Below are 15,596 nucleotides of genomic sequence, written 5' to 3' on the forward strand. Positions count from 1 at the left end.
GCCCATTTTTATTCACTCGGCCAACCAGCACTAAGCTTTTGCCGTCGGTAAGCGGGGTTTGCTCCGTAGCAGTAAGTGCGCGCCAAGATAACCAAAGGTCAGCACAAAGCTTGCGGCTAAGTAGAGTAGCAAGCCATGTTCGATATGATTAAAGCGACTGGCGGCAACCGGGCCGATAACCGAACCGACGGAATAACTGAGCAACATAATCTGGGTTGCAGACACAATTTGACTGCTGGGCAGATGATCGCAGGCCAGACTGATGGCGATAGGGTAGAGGGCAAAGGCGCAGGCGCCCAGCAACACAAAGCCTAGCCAGAGTCCAACAAGGGATTTTTGCGTCAGTAAGAAGAGTGCCGCAGCGCCAATTAAGCAGAAGGCGGCCATTAAGGCACTCTTCTGGAAGCGTGGAGATAAATAGCTCACTAAGGGCTGAACTATCATGCCGCCCATAATGATTAACGCCATAAATTGCCCCGTCTGCTGGGCAAATCCCATGTCCTGCGACACATACACAGGCAATAGGCCGTAGATGGGGCCGAGTAATAATCCCGAGACTAAACAACCGACCACGGCGGGTTTACTCAGGTTTTTAAGATCTGACAGAGCAATCGAGTGTTGCTCGCTCGATTGCGGCTGACCACGCTTAACTAATAACGCGGGCAAACTGGCGGCGGCCAGTAAACCTATCACCACTAAATAGGGGAGGTTGCCCGTGGTACCTAAATAATCGACCGCGAGTTGTCCAATTGCCGTACCACCGTAGAGGGCGGTCATATAAAGTCCTAAGCGTTTGGCCCGCTGTTTTTGGGTATCGGCCATTAGCAACCAAGACTCGACAACCACAAAAATCCCCGCCACGGCGAGGCCTGCGATCAAACGGGCGGCTAACCAAACGCTGCTCTGTGGTAGCAAAACCATCACCACAACGCTGCACAATAAGACATTCAAAAACAGAATAAAGGCTTTACTGTGGCCGATGCGCGCCACTATGGGGGCGATACAAGGTGCGCCCAGTAATAAGCCTAGGTAGAAAATACTCGCCAGCCATGGTGCGAGATCGAGACTGAGCTCAAAATAACTGAGGGAGAGTGGGATCAAACTCATCAAATAGCCCGAGGCGAGGGCAAATAGGCTTAAGCCTGCTACAGGCACAAACAGCCCAGGCTTTTGAGTCGATGGCGTTAACGCGATATTTTCCACTGGCGGTACCAAAACAGGTAAAAAATAAACAGAAGGCGAGATTACGGGCGCGACTTTAGGCCGAATGTGGTGCAGGGTAAAGTGAGTTAGATTGACTGAGATGGTGAATAATATTTGTGTTTATTATTCATAGAGATAATGAGTTTTAAATGTTGCCAACTTGCAGTTTTATTGTGCATTTTTTCTGCAAAGGATTTATAACGTCCCTGTTATTTACCCTTATGCCTGCGCACTGTTAAACATGAGCACGCGATTTCTGCCAGCGAGTTTGGCTTGGTAGAGCGCCTTATCCGAGCGCCTCAGCAAGGATTCTGGGGTGTTGTCATGAATGTGCATTGCGGTAAACCCAATGCTCACGCTAACACTGATTGGTATGCCATCGTAATCCATCGCGGCAAGGGCGATCGCTTCCCTGATATCGTTAAAAAACCGCAAGGGCTCATACTCGCTTTGCTCGGGGAAGATAATCGCAAACTCCTCACCACCAATGCGAAAGAATTTCCCCGGACTGGTCATCATAGTTTCGGAAATGGCGACGATACGCTGCAACACATAGTCGCCTGCACTATGACCAAATTGGTCATTCAACATCTTAAAATGGTCAATATCCATCAAGCCAAAGAAAAACGACTGGCCATTTTCATGGAACTCAGTCATGGCTTGGCGAATTTTTTGGGTAAACACCCGTCGATTTGCCGCGCCTGTTAAATGATCCGTTGAGGCAAGGTATTCGAGTTCTTTCAGTTGTAGTCGCAGGCTAATATTAAGCCCAATCCAATTGGCTAAGCATTGCAACTCTATGGCATGTAACTCACTGTAATAAGATGATTTCTTATGGGCGACATTGAGCGTGCCTAGGCAGACATCGCCATAAAGCAGCGGTGCATCCATACAGGTTTGCATGCCGTGTTGCGCCAGCATGATGCAGTCCAGTTCGGTGGATTTATCTAATTCATCGCAGATGAGTACCGTCTTTTCCGTGAAGGCGCGACCCACAAGGGTATTGGCGATAGGTACCCTGAAATCGAGCGGGATCGCTTTGTTACCCCGGATGGAATAGATTTTGAGAAAGTCGGCGTCGTCCCTCAAGGTAATGCTGGCCCTTTCAGCATCAAACAGTTGGTAGAGCCATTGGGAAACGGTATCGAGTACTTCTTGAAGTGAATTCGCCACTGCGAGCGCTTGCACAAACTCGACAGGAAGGCAGATCTGATGTCCTTGAGCGTTATCAGATAAGTCTAAAGGGTTGAATCTTCTTTCCATACTTATGCCCCTTAAAGCCTTTGGCTATCTAAAGCGATATTTTAAATACCCAATTGAGGTTCTAGCTGAAATATAAGTGGAGTTGGCAACCTCTGCAATCTTTGTTGAGAGTTGGTTAAATCTTGGCCAGTTGTTATGCGCTGTGTGCGAGCCTGAGTTGAATATCGCTATGGGTGATTTACTCACCATAGTTTTGTTGCAAAGTAATTGGTGGCGACCCGAACAAATGCACGACAAACGATGCATGTTGTTTGAATGTAATTAAATCGAGGGTGATGCTGTTAATGGTTTGTCGATATGTTTATCTGTAACTTCGTTATTGCGGCTGATATTGTGGTTTTAACTACTGTTATTAAGATTAAATTCAGCCTTTATCACTTGATGTAAAACTGAAGTTTGACATGGGTCACAGTTTTAAACATTTATTCAGTTACAGCTTTATCTGTCTTTTGCTCAAATTTTATTCGTTTGAAAATTATGTACATAAGTTCAGATCAAAAACAGGTGATTTTTATCTCGAAAATGGCGTTTGTGCGCCTTTTGTCAGCAGTATTTGTGGTTGCTGGGTAGCAAAACAACAAAATAAACTGCTTTGACTAGTGTGACCTATGCCCTAAATTTGCCTAAAAAAATAATGGTATGAAGGTTGTCACCATGTCCTTAGAGCAATCAAAGTCTGTTCCCCCCAATCATTCGTCCGCGAATGTCGGGCTTGAAAAGAAAAAAATGCTGATCTTAGTCGCGGATATTTTTCTGCTATTCGCGCTATATTACGGTTTACCCTTTGACCAAGGGGTCAATACGGGTTTGGCTATCTTAGTGTTCGCCGCCATCTTGTGGTTAACCGAAGCGATTCACATCAGTATCACGGCGATTTTAGTGCCTATTTTGGCGGTATTCTTTGGGGTGTTTGAAACCAAAGAAGCCATGAGTAACTTTGCCAATCCGATTATCTATTTGTTTTTCGGTGGCTTTGTACTTGCGGCGGCGCTGCACCATCAAAAGATCGATACTTTGATCGCGCAAAAACTCCTGCTGGCCTCCAAAGGTAAACTCAGCATTGCCTGTTTAATGCTATTTGGGGTAACGGCGCTGTTGTCTATGTGGATCAGTAACACTGCCACCACGGCGATGATGTTGCCACTCGCGCTGGGGATTTTGCAGCAGCTGGATCGTAAGCTGTACCACAGCACTTATGTGTTCCTGTTATTGGGGATTGCCTATTCCGCGAACATCGGCGGCATTGGTACCTTAGTCGGCAGCCCGCCAAACGCGATTGCGGCGGCACAGGTGGGGCTGAGCTTTAGCGATTGGCTGAAGTTTGGGATCCCAACCGTGATCTTGATGTTGCCTATGATGCTGCTGGCGCTTTATTGGTACTTTAAGCCGGATTTATCGGCTAAGTGCGAGTTGGCGGTTGAAGATCAAAAACTGACCTTCCAAGGCAAACTGACCTTAGTTATCTTCCTCGCAACCGTTTGTTGCTGGATTTTCAGTGTGCCACTGGCCAAAGCGCTCGGCGGAATTACGCAATTTGATACCGTTGTTGCACTCGGTGCGGTCGTGCTGCTGGCGGGTTTAGGACTGGTGGGTTGGAAGAAGATTGAATCGACTACAGATTGGGGCGTGTTGATCCTCTTCGGTGGCGGTTTGACCTTAAGTGCTGTGCTCAAAAGCACTGGTACCAGCGTGTTCCTCGCACACTGGATGACGGATATTTTTGGCAGCACCCATATGTCGCTGTTCGTGTTTGCGGTGATCGCTTTCGTGGTGATGCTGACCGAGTTTGCCAGTAATACCGCGAGCGCGGCGCTGTTAGTGCCAGTATTTGCGGCGATTGCCGAAGCATTAGGGGTATCGCCTGTGATGCTATCCGTGCTGATTGGTATTGCGGCTTCCTGCGCCTTTATGTTGCCAGTGGCGACGCCGCCTAATGCCATTGTTTATGGCTCTGGCCATATCAAGCAGTCGGAAATGGTGCGAGTGGGCATGATAATTAACTTCCTCAGCATGATAGTACTGGGCATTATTGCCCACACCTTCTGGGAAGTGTAAACGCCTCTGAACCATTCAAATAAAATACCCAGCAAAGCTGGGTATTTTTATGGGCGAAAGACTTTAACAATAACTATGCAGCCATTGGTCGAGTGCCGGCTTGGGTAAGGCGCCCGCTTGCTGGGCGATAACATGCCCCTGTTTGAAAATCATCAGCGTAGGGATAGAGCGGATCCCAAATTGTGCCGCCAGTGCCTGTTGCTCCTCGGTATTAATCTTGCCAAAGCGAAATTGTGGTTCCCATGCTTTTGCCGCCGCCGAAAAGGTGGGCGCAAAGCTTTTGCAGGGGCCGCACCAGCTCGCCCAAAAATCGACAACGAGTGGCAACTCTGACTTGTGAGCATGATTGATAAAATTGGCGCTCGTGAGCTCAATGGGCGCCGCCGCAAACAGATTTTGTTTACATTTGCCGCAGGTCGGCTGCTCAGTTAACCGCTCTTGGGGCACGCGGTTTAAGGTGTCACAGTGGGGGCAGGCAATAATCATGGAATGGCTCCTTAGCTCAATGCATGCTGTAGATATGGGGGCGCTGCGGCAAATTTAAAGGGAGGTAAAGGCGTATCTAAACCTGCGCCACAAAATGGATGAGCTGCACCGACAAGCTCGGCTGGCGATGTTAGAATAGGCACTTTGATGAATCACTTGAATGTAAGTGACGGCGAAGAGATTAATTAAATGACTGAATTAGAAGTTGTCGATCTGGTTATCGGCGAAGGAAAAGAGGCCGTAAAAGGCGCGTTGATCACCACTCAATACCGCGGTTTTTTGCAAGATGGCACTCAGTTCGATTCCTCCTATGACCGTGGTCAGGCATTTCAATGCGTGATCGGTACTGGCCGCGTAATTAAAGGCTGGGATCAAGGACTAATGGGCATGAAGGTTGGCGGTAAACGTAAGTTATTCGTTCCCGCGCATTTAGCCTATGGCGAGCGACAAATTGGTGCCCATATCAAGCCAAATTCAGACCTCACCTTTGAGATTGAATTGCTTGAAGTGCTAACCCGCGATTAAGCGTAACGGGTTGAAGATGGGGTCAGCATTTGGCTGACTCCTCTTGAATTGCTTGCTCTCCCTTTTGCTACGTCCTTTTGGCTTTATCCTTTTGACTATGTCCCTTCGGCATGAACTGTTTTACACTGGACGAAAATTCCCCAATTTAATGACAGAGATTTTTCGTGGTAGCGGATTCTGCAGCACAAATAAAGCAACTTCAGGCCGAAATCGCCGAGCTTAAACGTGAAAATGCGCGGTTAACGGCGCTCAATAATCGCGCCGAAGAAAAACTCTTTGCCGCCCTCGATGGCAATGGCTTGTGTTTGTGGGAGCAGCATGTTCCCAGTGGCAATCTCACCCTGTTCAATGTGAAGTGGGGCGAACTGCTCGGCTTTAGCCGCGAGGAGCTTCGTGCCCATGTCGACAGTTGGAAAAGTAAACTTCATCCAGAGGATAAAGACTGGGTAATCAAAGCCTTTGAAGACCATGTGAATGGCAAGGCCGATTATTATCAGGTCGTGCACCGTATGCTGCACAAAGATGGCAGCATTACTTGGGTGTCGGATCGTGGCCGCATTGTTGAGCGTTTACCTGATGGCACGCCACTGCGGATGATGGGCAGCCATATCGATATCACTCAAGAAAAGCGCTACGAGCTGGATTTAGCCCGACTAGCCCATAGCGATCCACTCACCAACTTAATGAACCGCCAAGCCATCGCCAAGGCCTTCGATGAGTTATTACAACCCGGCCAGCGCGGGGCGTTATTCTTTATCGATCTTGATGGTTTTAAAGCCTTAAATGATCACCATGGCCACAAATTTGGCGATAACTTATTGGTGCATGTGGCGCATTCATTAGTAGAGCATTCGGGGGCGCAGGCAAAGATCGCGCGGCTCGGTGGGGACGAGTTTGTGATTGTCCTGCTATCTTCGGATATAGAAGCCCTAGGCATGCTCGCGCAATCCTTACTGGATGTTTATCGACAGCGTTTCTTGCTCGATGGTTGTGAAGTGGCGATTAGCTTGAGTATCGGTATCGATATTTTTGAGTACGGCGATCGTTTTACTCAAAGCTGCGATCGCGCCGATGCGGCTATGTATCGTATTAAACACCAAGGGAAAAACGGCTACAGCTTCTCTCGGAATGAGAGCAGTATTAACCGCTAATGGGCGGCGGACGCGCCGTGCTTGCGCGTCCTCCTTCCTACAGTGATATTCACAGCTGACAGCCCCACACCTCAACGGCGGCATCTTGTTTGTTCGGCTGACCAATCCAATGACTCATGGCTTGGCATTGCGTCTCTCCTGAAGCCTGAGTGAAGCACAGCTCAAAATCCCCCGCCTCGGGGGTGCGCCCTAAGCGTAATCTCGGCAGCACGGGCAGCTTAGGTTGATAATGCCAACTGCCATTACTAAACACTGCATTATCGGGGATTTCCATTCCCGCCCCCGTACCTTTGACTCTGGCTTCTATGAGCCGTAATCCTTGTGAGGTAACTCGATAGTCTTCTTCCCAGCGGATTTTTTCTATGCTGTGGTTCCACGCTAGGGTGAACTGCTCTGTAGGCACTTGTGCCCACAGTGTGCCGGCTAGGCCTAAACATAGACCTAGCATCTTATTGCCTTACCTTTGCATAAGTTCAAAACCTTACCCCTGCTCCGCAAGACGTTTCAGTTTGCGCACTCTTAGGCTGTGCTGCACGATAAAGAGTAGCGCCAGTCCAAAACCGATTTCATCACTGAGCGGTGTCGCAAGGATTAAACTGGCTCCTGCGAGGAAGCCGATAACGCGTTCCCACCAATAGAGTTTTTGCAGTAAGAAACCGGTGAAGATCACGCCCCAGATACCTATGCCTACGGTGGCTTTTAACATCACAAAGCCGATGGCAAGCCAGCTATCACTTTGTAGCATAAGCGCTGGTTCGTAAACCGCCATAAAGGGGATCACAAAGCCTGCGATGGCGATGCGAATCGCCCATAGACTGATCTTTAGCCCCGATTCTTTTGCTATTGGCGCTGCGGCAAAGCAGGCCAAGGCGACGGGAGGCGTGAGGTCGGCCATAATCCCAAAGTAAAACACAAACATATGGGAGACGATCAGCGGTACACCTAAGTCCAGCAGGGCAGGTGCGGCAATCGAGCTGGTAATGATGTAGTTAGGAATACTCGGGATCCCCATACCTAACACCATACAAGTCAGCATAGTTAACACCAGCGAGAGGAAGAGGTTATCTTGACCCACTGCGAGGATGTAACTGGCGAAGGTTGAGGCAATGCCCGTCAGCGAGACGATACCGATAATCACCCCAACCAGGGCGCAGGCTATCCCCACAGGCACCGCATGGCGAGCGCCATCGACTAAGGCGTGTAGGCAGATGGTCAGGGTATCTTTGCCCCCTTTGATAAACCAGCAGACAGCAACCAGTAAGGCGATAACCCCAAAGACGACGGCGATACCCATCTGGAAGAAGCCAGCACACAACACCCCAAGGGCGATCCAAAAGGCGAAGCGCATGGCATTAGAAGGCAGGCGCAGCACAATCGCAGAGCCTAAGATCACTATCGAGGTCAGTGCTAAACCGACCATGCCAGAGAACAGCGGCGTACGACCCGAAAACAGCAAGTAAATCAAAATAAACAGCGGGATCAGCAGATACCAGCGCTCCTTCACTGCCGCCCAGGGATCGGGACATTGATCCTTGGGTAAGCCGCAGAGATTGGCGCGTTTTGCCTCCAGATGCACCATCCAGAACACTGAGCTGAAATACAATAATGCGGGGATTAACGCCGCTTTGGCGATTTCAATAAACGGCACGTTAATGGTTTCGGCCATGATAAAGGCCACCGCGCCCATGATGGGTGGCATAATCTGGCTACCCATACTGGAGGTGGCTTCTACACCGCCAGCAAAGGCGGGGCGGTAGCCAAAGCGTTTCATCAAGGGAATGGTAAATTGCCCCGTGGTCACCACGTTGGCTACTCCTGAGCCTGTGATTGTGCCCATCATCGCCGAGGAAACCACGGCCACTTTCGCCGGGCCGCCGAGTTTATGGCCGAATAATCCCATCGCAAAATCGGTAAACAGACGGATCATCCCCGCCTGCTCTAAAAAGGCGCCAAACAAGATAAACAGAAAGATATAGGTGGCCGACACATAGGTTGGTGTGCCGTAGAGCCCTTCGGTACCGAAGGATAACTGATTGATAATTTGGTCAACGCCGTAGCCACGGTGCATTAAGTCACCGGGGAGATATTGGCCGAATAAGCCGTAGGCCAAGAAAATACAGCAGATAATTGGCAGTGCCCAGCCCATCACCCGCCGCGCGGCTTCAAACACTAAAACAATCAACACTACGCCTATCACCATATCGGCATCGGTGAGTTCACCGGAGCGCTGGATCAGGTCGGCCTCAAAAAACCATTGGTAGGCGGCTGTTGCCATGCCCGCAAGGCCAAGCACCCAGCCTAAGGGTTGCCAAGGGCGAGACTTACCCACCGCCGGATAACTTAAAAATACGATTAACAGTAAAAAGCCCACATGGGTTGCCCGCAATACTTGGGTCGATACGGGATGAAAGGCGGCGGTAATGATTTGAAAAATGGAGAAAACTAGCGCCGTATAAAACAGTGCCTTGGGCCAGTCACTGGTCTTAGCGCCTAGTCCTTGTTCGGAATCGCTCATATTTATGCCTCACAGCATTAGACTACAGAGGGCGACGCAGCACTTGAGTGACGCTATCACTCAAGTGCTTAGGTGAAAAATGGGTCGCACAGATTGAGGTTACACCCTTAGAGTGCGCCAACTTCTTTGAAATAACGCTCAGCACCTGGGTGCAGTGGCGCAGGCAGGTTTTTGGTGGCCTTGTCTAATTGAATGGCTTTCGCCGCTGAGTGGGCGTTGCCGAGGCGGTCTAAATGTTCAAACATCAGTTTAGTCATTTGATAGGCTAAATCGTCAGACACACCCGCTTGAGTCACAAAGAGGTTTTGAATCGCAACCGTAGAGACATCGGCGGTTTGGCCTTCGTAGGTGGCTGCTGGGATCACCCCATGTTGATAGGCTGGGTTATTGATTTTGCCGATCACATCTTCGGGAATTTCCACAAAGTTGATTGGCATAGTCGCGGCTAAATCGCGGATCGCCGCCATACCTAAGCCCGAGGATTGTAGGGTCGCGTCTAACTGACGGTTTTTAATCAGCTCGACCGATTCGGCATAGGGTAAAAATTCCACTTTGCCCATGTCTTCGTAGCTTAATCCCGCGGCTTTAAAAATTGCGCGCGCGTTGAGTTCAGTACCCGACTTAGGCGCACCAACAGAAATACGTTTACCTTTCAAATCGGCTAAGGTTTTGATGCCAGATTCTTTATTGGCCACAATTTGAATGTAGTTAGGATAAGCGGCTGCGAGCACGCGCACTTTGTCTAATGGTTTTTTAAAGCCGGCATCGGCATCGCCTTGATAGGCTGCAGCGACCGAGTCGCCTAAGGCTAAGGCCAATTCACCACGACCCGCTTGCAGCAAGTTGAGGTTTTCAACCGAGGCTTTAGTGGCTTGCACTGAGGTTTTAGCGCCTTCAATGCCTGAGCCATAGAGCTGCGACAGTGCCACACCAATGGGGTAATACACGCCACTGGTGCCGCCAGTTAAGATATTGATAAAGGCAGGTGCGGCCGCCATTGAGGCAGCGCTGAGCGAGAGTGTTAATGCTGCGCCAACGGCGATAAAGCGTTTGTTGATTTTCATGCTGAAATATCCTTATTTTTTATTGTGTTATATAGGGTAAGGTAAATCGGACTGTTTGATTGCTACTTTAGTATCACTACTTATATACCCAAATCTGCTCAAAATACAGGCTTTGACACGAGTTTATATGCAGTCTAAAGCGTGACTTTTGAGGCTTATCGTCAATATTCCACTAGGGCTAGCGAGCGTCGGGTGCTGTGATGGCTAAAATGGAATAAGCTGATAAATCGGTAACTTAGCTGCGATTGTGGTTCAGGGTGATCTAGGTAAATAAAACCTTAGCAAAAGACTCAAGCGATGTGCATGTTGCTTTAGTCTAGGTGACATTTTCAGTTAAGGGCTTAGGCCAATTAAATCATCATCTTATTGATAACTGAATCTGTGTTGTTTGCGGGATTAATAACCAATAACCGAGAGCGAGCCAATAAAAAGGGCTAACCGCAGTTAACCCTTAATTGTCGATATTGGAGGCGCACCCTAAAGTGCCACAATATTATTTAACGTTATCGAGGAGACCTTTAGACGCATTTTTGGCGTGTTTTGCGGCACGTTTTTCCTTCATCGTCATTAACGGCTTTTTCTTGGCCTCTTTGCGATTTTTTTGCTCTTTACTCATAGCTAACTCCATGTACTTTCAGTGGTTGTTCATCAGGCTAATCATGTAAGCCATTTGCGTAAAACCTGTTCCATGATGTCCTGATTAAAACGAAACGATTAAACTCGAATTACACCATTTTTAAATCACAACTATTTAAAACTATTGGTAAATTACTTGAATTTATTTGCCTCTCTGAGCGGTACTCGCAAAATAATCTTATCACCTAAATCCTAACTAAGATCCACTCACTACTTAGAATAATTCACGCTAATGGTAGTGCCAATGTGTATATAAAATATGCGGTTTGGCGCACGGTTTTAGCCTAGGCCGTTACCTGCGGGTCGACTTGCCGAGTATGCCGCCGAGTAGTCCGCGCAATATTTGTTTGCCCAGTTGATTACCCACGGTTCGAGCCGCTTGTTTAGAGAGTGTTTCGGCTAACCCTTGGCGGCGTTTATTGCCAAAGATCAGTTCGCTAAACCAGCCTTGCTCCGCCTCTTGGGCGGCGGGCGTACTCGCCGTTTTGGTGCTATTGGCGCCATTGGCCACTTCGGCGTGCCGCTGATTGAGTCGCTCGTAGGCGGACTCTCGGTTGATTAAGGTATCGTACTTGCCACCAATGGGACTCTTGGCCCTAATGGCGCTTAACTCCTCTGGGCTTGCGGGCCCCATACGACAGCGAGGCGGCGCAATTAGGGCGCGTTCCACCATAGTGGGCACGCCTTTCTCGGCGAGTGTCGAGACTAAAGCTTCCCCCACGGCGAGTTGTGATATCACCTCACTGACCACCAATTTAGGGTTGGGCACAAAGGTCTCTGCCGCGGTTTTAACGGCTTTTTGATCCCTTGGGGTATACGCCCGAAGGGCATGCTGAATGCGATTACCGAGCTGACCTAAGATCTCATTGGGAATATCGTCAGGGAATTGCGAGCAAAAATACACTCCAACGCCCTTGGAGCGAATAAGCCGCATAATTTGTTCTATGCGTTTAAGCAAACTTGCTGGGCAGCCTTCAAACAATAAATGCGCCTCATCGATGAAGAAGACTAACTTGGGTTTATCGAGATCGCCGACTTCGGGCAGGTTTTCAAACAGTTCTGATAGCAGCCAGAGCAAGAAGCTGGAGTAGAGGCTAGGGGTCAGGATTAACTTATTGGCGGCTAACAGGTTGATAATGCCACGCCCTTGTAAGTTAGTGCGCATCAAGTCTTCGAGTTGTAGGGCTGGCTCGCCGAAAAAATCTTTGCCACCATCGCGCTCTAAGCCGAGGACCGAACGTTGAATCGCGGCGAGGGACTGGGCGCTGATAAGCCCGTATTTGGCGGAGACCTCTTTGCGTTCATCGGCGACTAAGTTGAGCATGGCGCGAAGATCGTCGAGATCGAGTAACAATAAACCTTGGTCATCAGCCAGTTGAAAGACGATATCTAGAATACTGCTTTGGGTGTCATTGAGTTCGAGAATACGCCCGAGTAAAGTCGGCCCCATCTCACTCACGGTTGTGCGTAATGGGTGCCCTTGCTCTCCTGCGAGATCCCAGCAAACCACGGGATTTGCCTCGGTTTGATAATCTTCAATGCCGATTTCGGCCGCCCGCTGCAATAGCTTGTCGTTTGGTGTGCCGGCAACGCCAAGCCCAGAGATATCGCCTTTAATGTCGGTAATAAATACTGGCACACCTTGGCGGGAGAAACCTTCGGCAAGGGTCATCAGCGAAACGGTTTTCCCCGTCCCTGTGGCGCCGGCGATCAGTCCGTGGCGGTTGGCATATTTAAGATTTAAGTGAACCTGTTGCTCACCTTTACCTAAGAGTAGAGTATTCAAGCGCAGTCCTTGTCTTAATTAGCCCCGTGATGAACCAATGGGGCGTCGGTCATGGGTGGATAAAAAAACATCACTCAGTGTTTGCCTTTCGTGGATCTGTGTCAACATGGTTGAGCACATAATCGATACAGCTCAAGTAAAGCTTGCCAATGTTAGCTTGGTTAAGTGTAGCTATTTTGTTGAGGAGCCGAAGATGAAAACCCCTTTGATTATGTTAGTCTTGTCCGCATCACTGTTGACCTCTGCCTGCGCCGAGTTAGCCTGTTCTGCCCGGACGGATGTCGACCCCTACGAGCCTATGCTAGATAAACAGCGCTGCGTGACCGAGGCGGATAAACAGTTGGCAGCCCACGAAAAGGCTAAAAAGGCTGCAGAGGACCAACAGCTTAAAGAAGCTGTCGACAGAGCGATTCAACAACGTCAATAGAAAGGATTGGTATGAAGGGAGCGGGAGGAACACAGGGCGGTATTGGCCAATTTTTTATTGGACTTGCCATGATGTGTGCAGGATTTTATCTGTTATTCAATGCGATACAGGTCAGTTCCAGTTTTGGCTTGGGCTATGGTCTCTACCGCATGAATGCCTTTGGGCAGGGATTTTCTATCACCACAGGTATGGTGATGCTGCCGTTTATCCTCGGGATAGTGATGGTGTTTTTTGATGCCAAGACTAAGCTCGGTTGGCTGCTTACCTTAGGCTCATTAGTCGCCTTAATTGTCGGGGTGATAAGCTCGATTCAGTTTCACTTTAGGGCCATGTCGGCCTTCGATTTGATCGTGATTTTAGTGTTGGCCTTTGGTGGGCTCGGGTTGTTTTTACGCTCGTTAAAAGCGACGCCCGCCGAGCAGAATGATCCTAAATAACGGCTACACTGAAATCTAGTTCCCATACCCATAGCCTAGGAAATCCAATGCGTTGGCGTGACAGTGACCGTAGCTCCAATATCGAAGACAGACGTGACCAACAGATGGCGTCGGCGGGTGTGCCCAGTGCGCTCCTGCTGCGCTTGCTGCCTTTTCTGCTTCGCACCAAAATCGGCCGAGTGATATTGCTACTGGGCGGGCTATATTTTGCGTTTCAATATTTTACTGGCGGATTATCCCTAGACCCGAGCAATCAAGCGGGGTTTAGCCAGTCACAATCGGCCAGCAATACCGCGGCTCAAGATGAAAATGCCCAGTTTGTGGCGGCGATCCTCGGCACAACCGAAACTGTCTGGAATCAATTGCTACAAGGGCGATATGTCGAGCCCAAACTGGTGCTTTATCGCAATATGACCTCGACGGGATGCGGTATGGGGCAGGCGCAATCTGGGCCTTTTTATTGCCCCGCAGATAGCAAAGTTTATATCGACTTAAGTTTTCTCGAGGAGCTGAAAAAACTCGGGGCGCCGGGAGATTTCGCCTTTGCCTATGTGATTGCCCACGAGGTGGGCCACCATGTGCAGAACCTACTCGGCACCAGCACTAAAGTGCGTCAGGCGCAGCAAGCCGCTGGCAAGGCGCAGGCCAATCAACTGAGTGTTGCCCTCGAATTGCAAGCCGACTGTTATGCTGGCGTGTGGGGGCATTATGTCGACAGACAGCTCAATCTGCTCGAAGCTGGTGACGTAGAAGAAGGCATTGCCGCAGCAAGTGCCGTGGGGGATGACCGTCTGCAAAAAATGGCGGGGCGCGCTGTGCAACCCGAAGCCTTTACCCATGGCAGTTCGGCGGACAGGGTAAAATGGTTTAAGACGGGTTTTGCCTCTGGCAAGCTTGCCAGTTGTAATACCTTTAATCGCAACTAGTGATACACAGCCTTAGCGTGGGATTGAGACATGGCATTTGAAGATAGGTTTCGGCTCAGTAGCCATGCAGTAATCATTAACGATGCGGGCCAAGTGTTACTCCTTAAGGCTAATTACGGCAATTGCGCCTGGGGCTTACCCGGCGGCGCCTTAGAGCCTGGCGAAACAATTCACGAAGCGCTGCTGCGTGAATGCCAAGAGGAGTTGGGGCTAGAGGTGAACGTCCACTACCTGAGCGGCGTGTATTATCACAGTGCTTATCAATCCCAAGCCTTTATCTTTCGTTGTGAGTTTGCATCTGCCGATGCGGTGATTCGCTTAAGCCATGAACACTCAGAGTTTGCCTTCCATGATATCGACACCCTTAGCGCGGTTCAGCAGCAAAGAGTTAGAGATTGTCTTAATTTCAACGGTGTTGTGATAAGTGGGAAGTTTTAAGGCTTTGTCAGTAAGATTGGGTTGCTAATCGGCTTAGGTTTGTGTGCTTATTTTTTTAATCAATTCACCTTTTAAGCCTAGATTTTCATCTATGTAAAACCTTTCAGTTAGGCTTTCTCTGTCACTTGCTTTTTAGTAATAAAATCAAATGGTTTAATTCGCGCTACCTTGTAAAATTTAACAAAGGCTGTCTTGATAAACTCCCATATCTCCGAACTTAACAAAAGCAATCTTAATAATTTTTGATAAAGATGATCAAATTAGCGGCAAGGGGGCATTGTTAGATTACTGTTATTCGTAAATATCTATTACGTGCTTTGGCTGAAACCATACTTCCATACCAGATCGTATTTCTTCCGTGCAGTATGGGTCATTATCAAGTTGCCCTCTATAAATGTTATCGATGCGGCCTTTAACGATAACCCACATACGCTCTACATTTACCTCTTCCACGCCAGCGTCATTCTCAGTAACTATCTGGAAGATGAGCTTTACCAATTGTCCTGTTTTAAGGTTGTTCCTAGCCTCAAAGGAAGGAATCCAGAAAGTGTCTGAATGCTGATGATGAATGGCCTCCCCATCATTGAGTTCCCATCCATCAATTTCTATGCGGGCAAATTTGTCTTCCATAGTGCCTCAGTAATCTAACGTTTAAAGCAAACGCACGGTGCGAGTTTGTAAGGG

At 48.9% G+C, this 15,596-nt stretch carries 16 protein-coding genes; 7 read left to right on the top strand and 9 right to left on the bottom strand.

Features of this window, described 5'->3' with window-relative positions:
* Window positions 1-30: 30 nt before the first annotated feature.
* Together SHEWANA3_RS02370 and SHEWANA3_RS02375 are read right to left on the bottom strand one after the other, a co-directional pair.
* Complete coding sequence (locus SHEWANA3_RS02370) at window positions 31-1,203, bottom strand: MFS transporter (protein WP_011715660.1); 1,173 nt, start codon at window positions 1,201-1,203, stop codon at window positions 31-33.
* A 219-nt stretch (window positions 1,204-1,422) separates the two neighbouring features.
* Window positions 1,423-2,466: a diguanylate cyclase gene (locus SHEWANA3_RS02375; protein ID WP_011715661.1), complete on the bottom strand. Its 1,044-nt coding sequence runs from the start codon at window positions 2,464-2,466 to the stop codon at window positions 1,423-1,425.
* Window positions 2,467-3,120: 654 nt separating this feature from the next.
* On the opposite strand from SHEWANA3_RS02375, the gene SHEWANA3_RS02385 reads away from it, so the two are divergent.
* Entirely contained in the window at window positions 3,121-4,521 is a 1,401-nt protein-coding gene (locus tag SHEWANA3_RS02385; protein WP_011715662.1) for a DASS family sodium-coupled anion symporter, read from the top strand.
* Window positions 4,522-4,584: 63 nt separating this feature from the next.
* On the opposite strand, the gene trxC is transcribed toward SHEWANA3_RS02385, so the two are convergent.
* A complete protein-coding gene (gene trxC, locus SHEWANA3_RS02390; protein ID WP_011715663.1) occupies window positions 4,585-5,007 on the bottom strand; it encodes a thioredoxin TrxC in 423 nt (140 codons plus the stop codon).
* 189 nt (window positions 5,008-5,196) lie between these two features.
* On the opposite strand from trxC, the gene SHEWANA3_RS02395 reads away from it, so the two are divergent.
* Together SHEWANA3_RS02395 and SHEWANA3_RS02400 are read left to right on the top strand one after the other, a co-directional pair.
* Window positions 5,197-5,532 (top strand): FKBP-type peptidyl-prolyl cis-trans isomerase, encoded by a 336-nt coding sequence (locus SHEWANA3_RS02395; protein WP_011621259.1) that lies wholly within the window; start codon window positions 5,197-5,199, stop codon window positions 5,530-5,532.
* A 164-nt stretch (window positions 5,533-5,696) separates the two neighbouring features.
* On the top strand, window positions 5,697-6,683 hold the full coding sequence (locus tag SHEWANA3_RS02400; protein WP_011715664.1) for a sensor domain-containing diguanylate cyclase: 987 nt from the start codon (window positions 5,697-5,699) through the stop codon (window positions 6,681-6,683).
* Window positions 6,684-6,732: 49 nt separating this feature from the next.
* On the opposite strand, the gene SHEWANA3_RS02405 is transcribed toward SHEWANA3_RS02400, so the two are convergent.
* The 5 genes from SHEWANA3_RS02405 to SHEWANA3_RS02425 form a co-directional block, all read right to left on the bottom strand.
* The gene (locus tag SHEWANA3_RS02405; protein WP_011715665.1) at window positions 6,733-7,131 is read right to left on the bottom strand and encodes a DUF1850 domain-containing protein; all 399 of its coding nucleotides are present in this window, start codon (window positions 7,129-7,131) and stop codon (window positions 6,733-6,735) included.
* Between the two features lie 33 nt (window positions 7,132-7,164).
* Entirely contained in the window at window positions 7,165-9,198 is a 2,034-nt protein-coding gene (locus tag SHEWANA3_RS02410; protein WP_011715666.1) for a TRAP transporter permease, read from the bottom strand.
* A gap of 107 nt (window positions 9,199-9,305) precedes the next feature.
* Window positions 9,306-10,262, bottom strand: a complete 957-nt coding sequence (locus tag SHEWANA3_RS02415; protein WP_011627359.1) for a TAXI family TRAP transporter solute-binding subunit — start codon at window positions 10,260-10,262, stop codon at window positions 9,306-9,308.
* A gap of 493 nt (window positions 10,263-10,755) precedes the next feature.
* Window positions 10,756-10,878: a hypothetical protein gene (locus tag SHEWANA3_RS23860; RefSeq protein WP_039978852.1), complete on the bottom strand. Its 123-nt coding sequence runs from the start codon at window positions 10,876-10,878 to the stop codon at window positions 10,756-10,758.
* Window positions 10,879-11,190: 312 nt separating this feature from the next.
* Window positions 11,191-12,684: a helicase HerA-like domain-containing protein gene (locus SHEWANA3_RS02425; RefSeq protein WP_011715668.1), complete on the bottom strand. Its 1,494-nt coding sequence runs from the start codon at window positions 12,682-12,684 to the stop codon at window positions 11,191-11,193.
* Window positions 12,685-12,877: 193 nt separating this feature from the next.
* Between SHEWANA3_RS02425 and SHEWANA3_RS02430 the strand changes: the two genes are divergently transcribed.
* Genes SHEWANA3_RS02430 through SHEWANA3_RS02445 form a run of 4 tightly spaced genes read left to right on the top strand, consistent with a single transcriptional unit; the run spans window position 12,878 to window position 14,912 of the window.
* Window positions 12,878-13,111 carry a hypothetical protein gene (locus SHEWANA3_RS02430; protein ID WP_011715669.1) on the top strand — a complete coding sequence of 78 codons (234 nt, stop codon included), beginning with the start codon at window positions 12,878-12,880 and terminating at the stop codon, window positions 13,109-13,111.
* A gap of 11 nt (window positions 13,112-13,122) precedes the next feature.
* The gene (locus SHEWANA3_RS02435; protein ID WP_011715670.1) at window positions 13,123-13,548 is read left to right on the top strand and encodes a hypothetical protein; all 426 of its coding nucleotides are present in this window, start codon (window positions 13,123-13,125) and stop codon (window positions 13,546-13,548) included.
* 47 nt (window positions 13,549-13,595) lie between these two features.
* On the top strand, window positions 13,596-14,474 hold the full coding sequence (locus SHEWANA3_RS02440) for a neutral zinc metallopeptidase (RefSeq protein WP_011715671.1): 879 nt from the start codon (window positions 13,596-13,598) through the stop codon (window positions 14,472-14,474).
* A gap of 30 nt (window positions 14,475-14,504) precedes the next feature.
* A complete protein-coding gene (locus SHEWANA3_RS02445) occupies window positions 14,505-14,912 on the top strand; it encodes an NUDIX domain-containing protein (protein ID WP_011715672.1) in 408 nt (135 codons plus the stop codon).
* Between the two features lie 291 nt (window positions 14,913-15,203).
* Here SHEWANA3_RS02445 and SHEWANA3_RS02450 read toward each other — a convergent pair whose 3' ends face one another.
* On the bottom strand, window positions 15,204-15,542 hold the full coding sequence (locus SHEWANA3_RS02450) for a DUF2314 domain-containing protein (protein ID WP_011715673.1): 339 nt from the start codon (window positions 15,540-15,542) through the stop codon (window positions 15,204-15,206).
* Between the last annotated feature and the right edge of the window lie 54 nt (window positions 15,543-15,596).

Origin of the sequence: Shewanella sp. ANA-3, assembly GCF_000203935.1 — a bacterium.
In the GTDB taxonomy this organism is placed as follows: domain Bacteria; phylum Pseudomonadota; class Gammaproteobacteria; order Enterobacterales; family Shewanellaceae; genus Shewanella.

Bases quoted from the DNA above. Each gene is read 5' to 3' on its own strand.
- SHEWANA3_RS02375 (WP_011715661.1), bottom strand. From the start codon at position 2,466: ATGGAAAGAAGATTCAACCCTTTAGACTTATCTGATAACGCTCAAGGA.
- SHEWANA3_RS02385 (WP_011715662.1), top strand. From the start codon at position 3,121: ATGTCCTTAGAGCAATCAAAGTCTGTTCCCCCCAATCATTCGTCCGCG.
- trxC (WP_011715663.1), bottom strand. From the start codon at position 5,007: ATGATTATTGCCTGCCCCCACTGTGACACCTTAAACCGCGTGCCCCAA.
- SHEWANA3_RS02395 (WP_011621259.1), top strand. From the start codon at position 5,197: ATGACTGAATTAGAAGTTGTCGATCTGGTTATCGGCGAAGGAAAAGAG.
- SHEWANA3_RS02405 (WP_011715665.1), bottom strand. From the start codon at position 7,131: ATGCTAGGTCTATGTTTAGGCCTAGCCGGCACACTGTGGGCACAAGTG.
- SHEWANA3_RS02410 (WP_011715666.1), bottom strand. From the start codon at position 9,198: ATGAGCGATTCCGAACAAGGACTAGGCGCTAAGACCAGTGACTGGCCC.
- SHEWANA3_RS02415 (WP_011627359.1), bottom strand. From the start codon at position 10,262: ATGAAAATCAACAAACGCTTTATCGCCGTTGGCGCAGCATTAACACTC.
- SHEWANA3_RS23860 (WP_039978852.1), bottom strand. From the start codon at position 10,878: ATGAGTAAAGAGCAAAAAAATCGCAAAGAGGCCAAGAAAAAGCCGTTA.
- SHEWANA3_RS02430 (WP_011715669.1), top strand. From the start codon at position 12,878: ATGAAAACCCCTTTGATTATGTTAGTCTTGTCCGCATCACTGTTGACC.
- SHEWANA3_RS02435 (WP_011715670.1), top strand. From the start codon at position 13,123: ATGAAGGGAGCGGGAGGAACACAGGGCGGTATTGGCCAATTTTTTATT.
- SHEWANA3_RS02440 (WP_011715671.1), top strand. From the start codon at position 13,596: ATGCGTTGGCGTGACAGTGACCGTAGCTCCAATATCGAAGACAGACGT.
- SHEWANA3_RS02445 (WP_011715672.1), top strand. From the start codon at position 14,505: ATGGCATTTGAAGATAGGTTTCGGCTCAGTAGCCATGCAGTAATCATT.
- SHEWANA3_RS02450 (WP_011715673.1), bottom strand. From the start codon at position 15,542: ATGGAAGACAAATTTGCCCGCATAGAAATTGATGGATGGGAACTCAAT.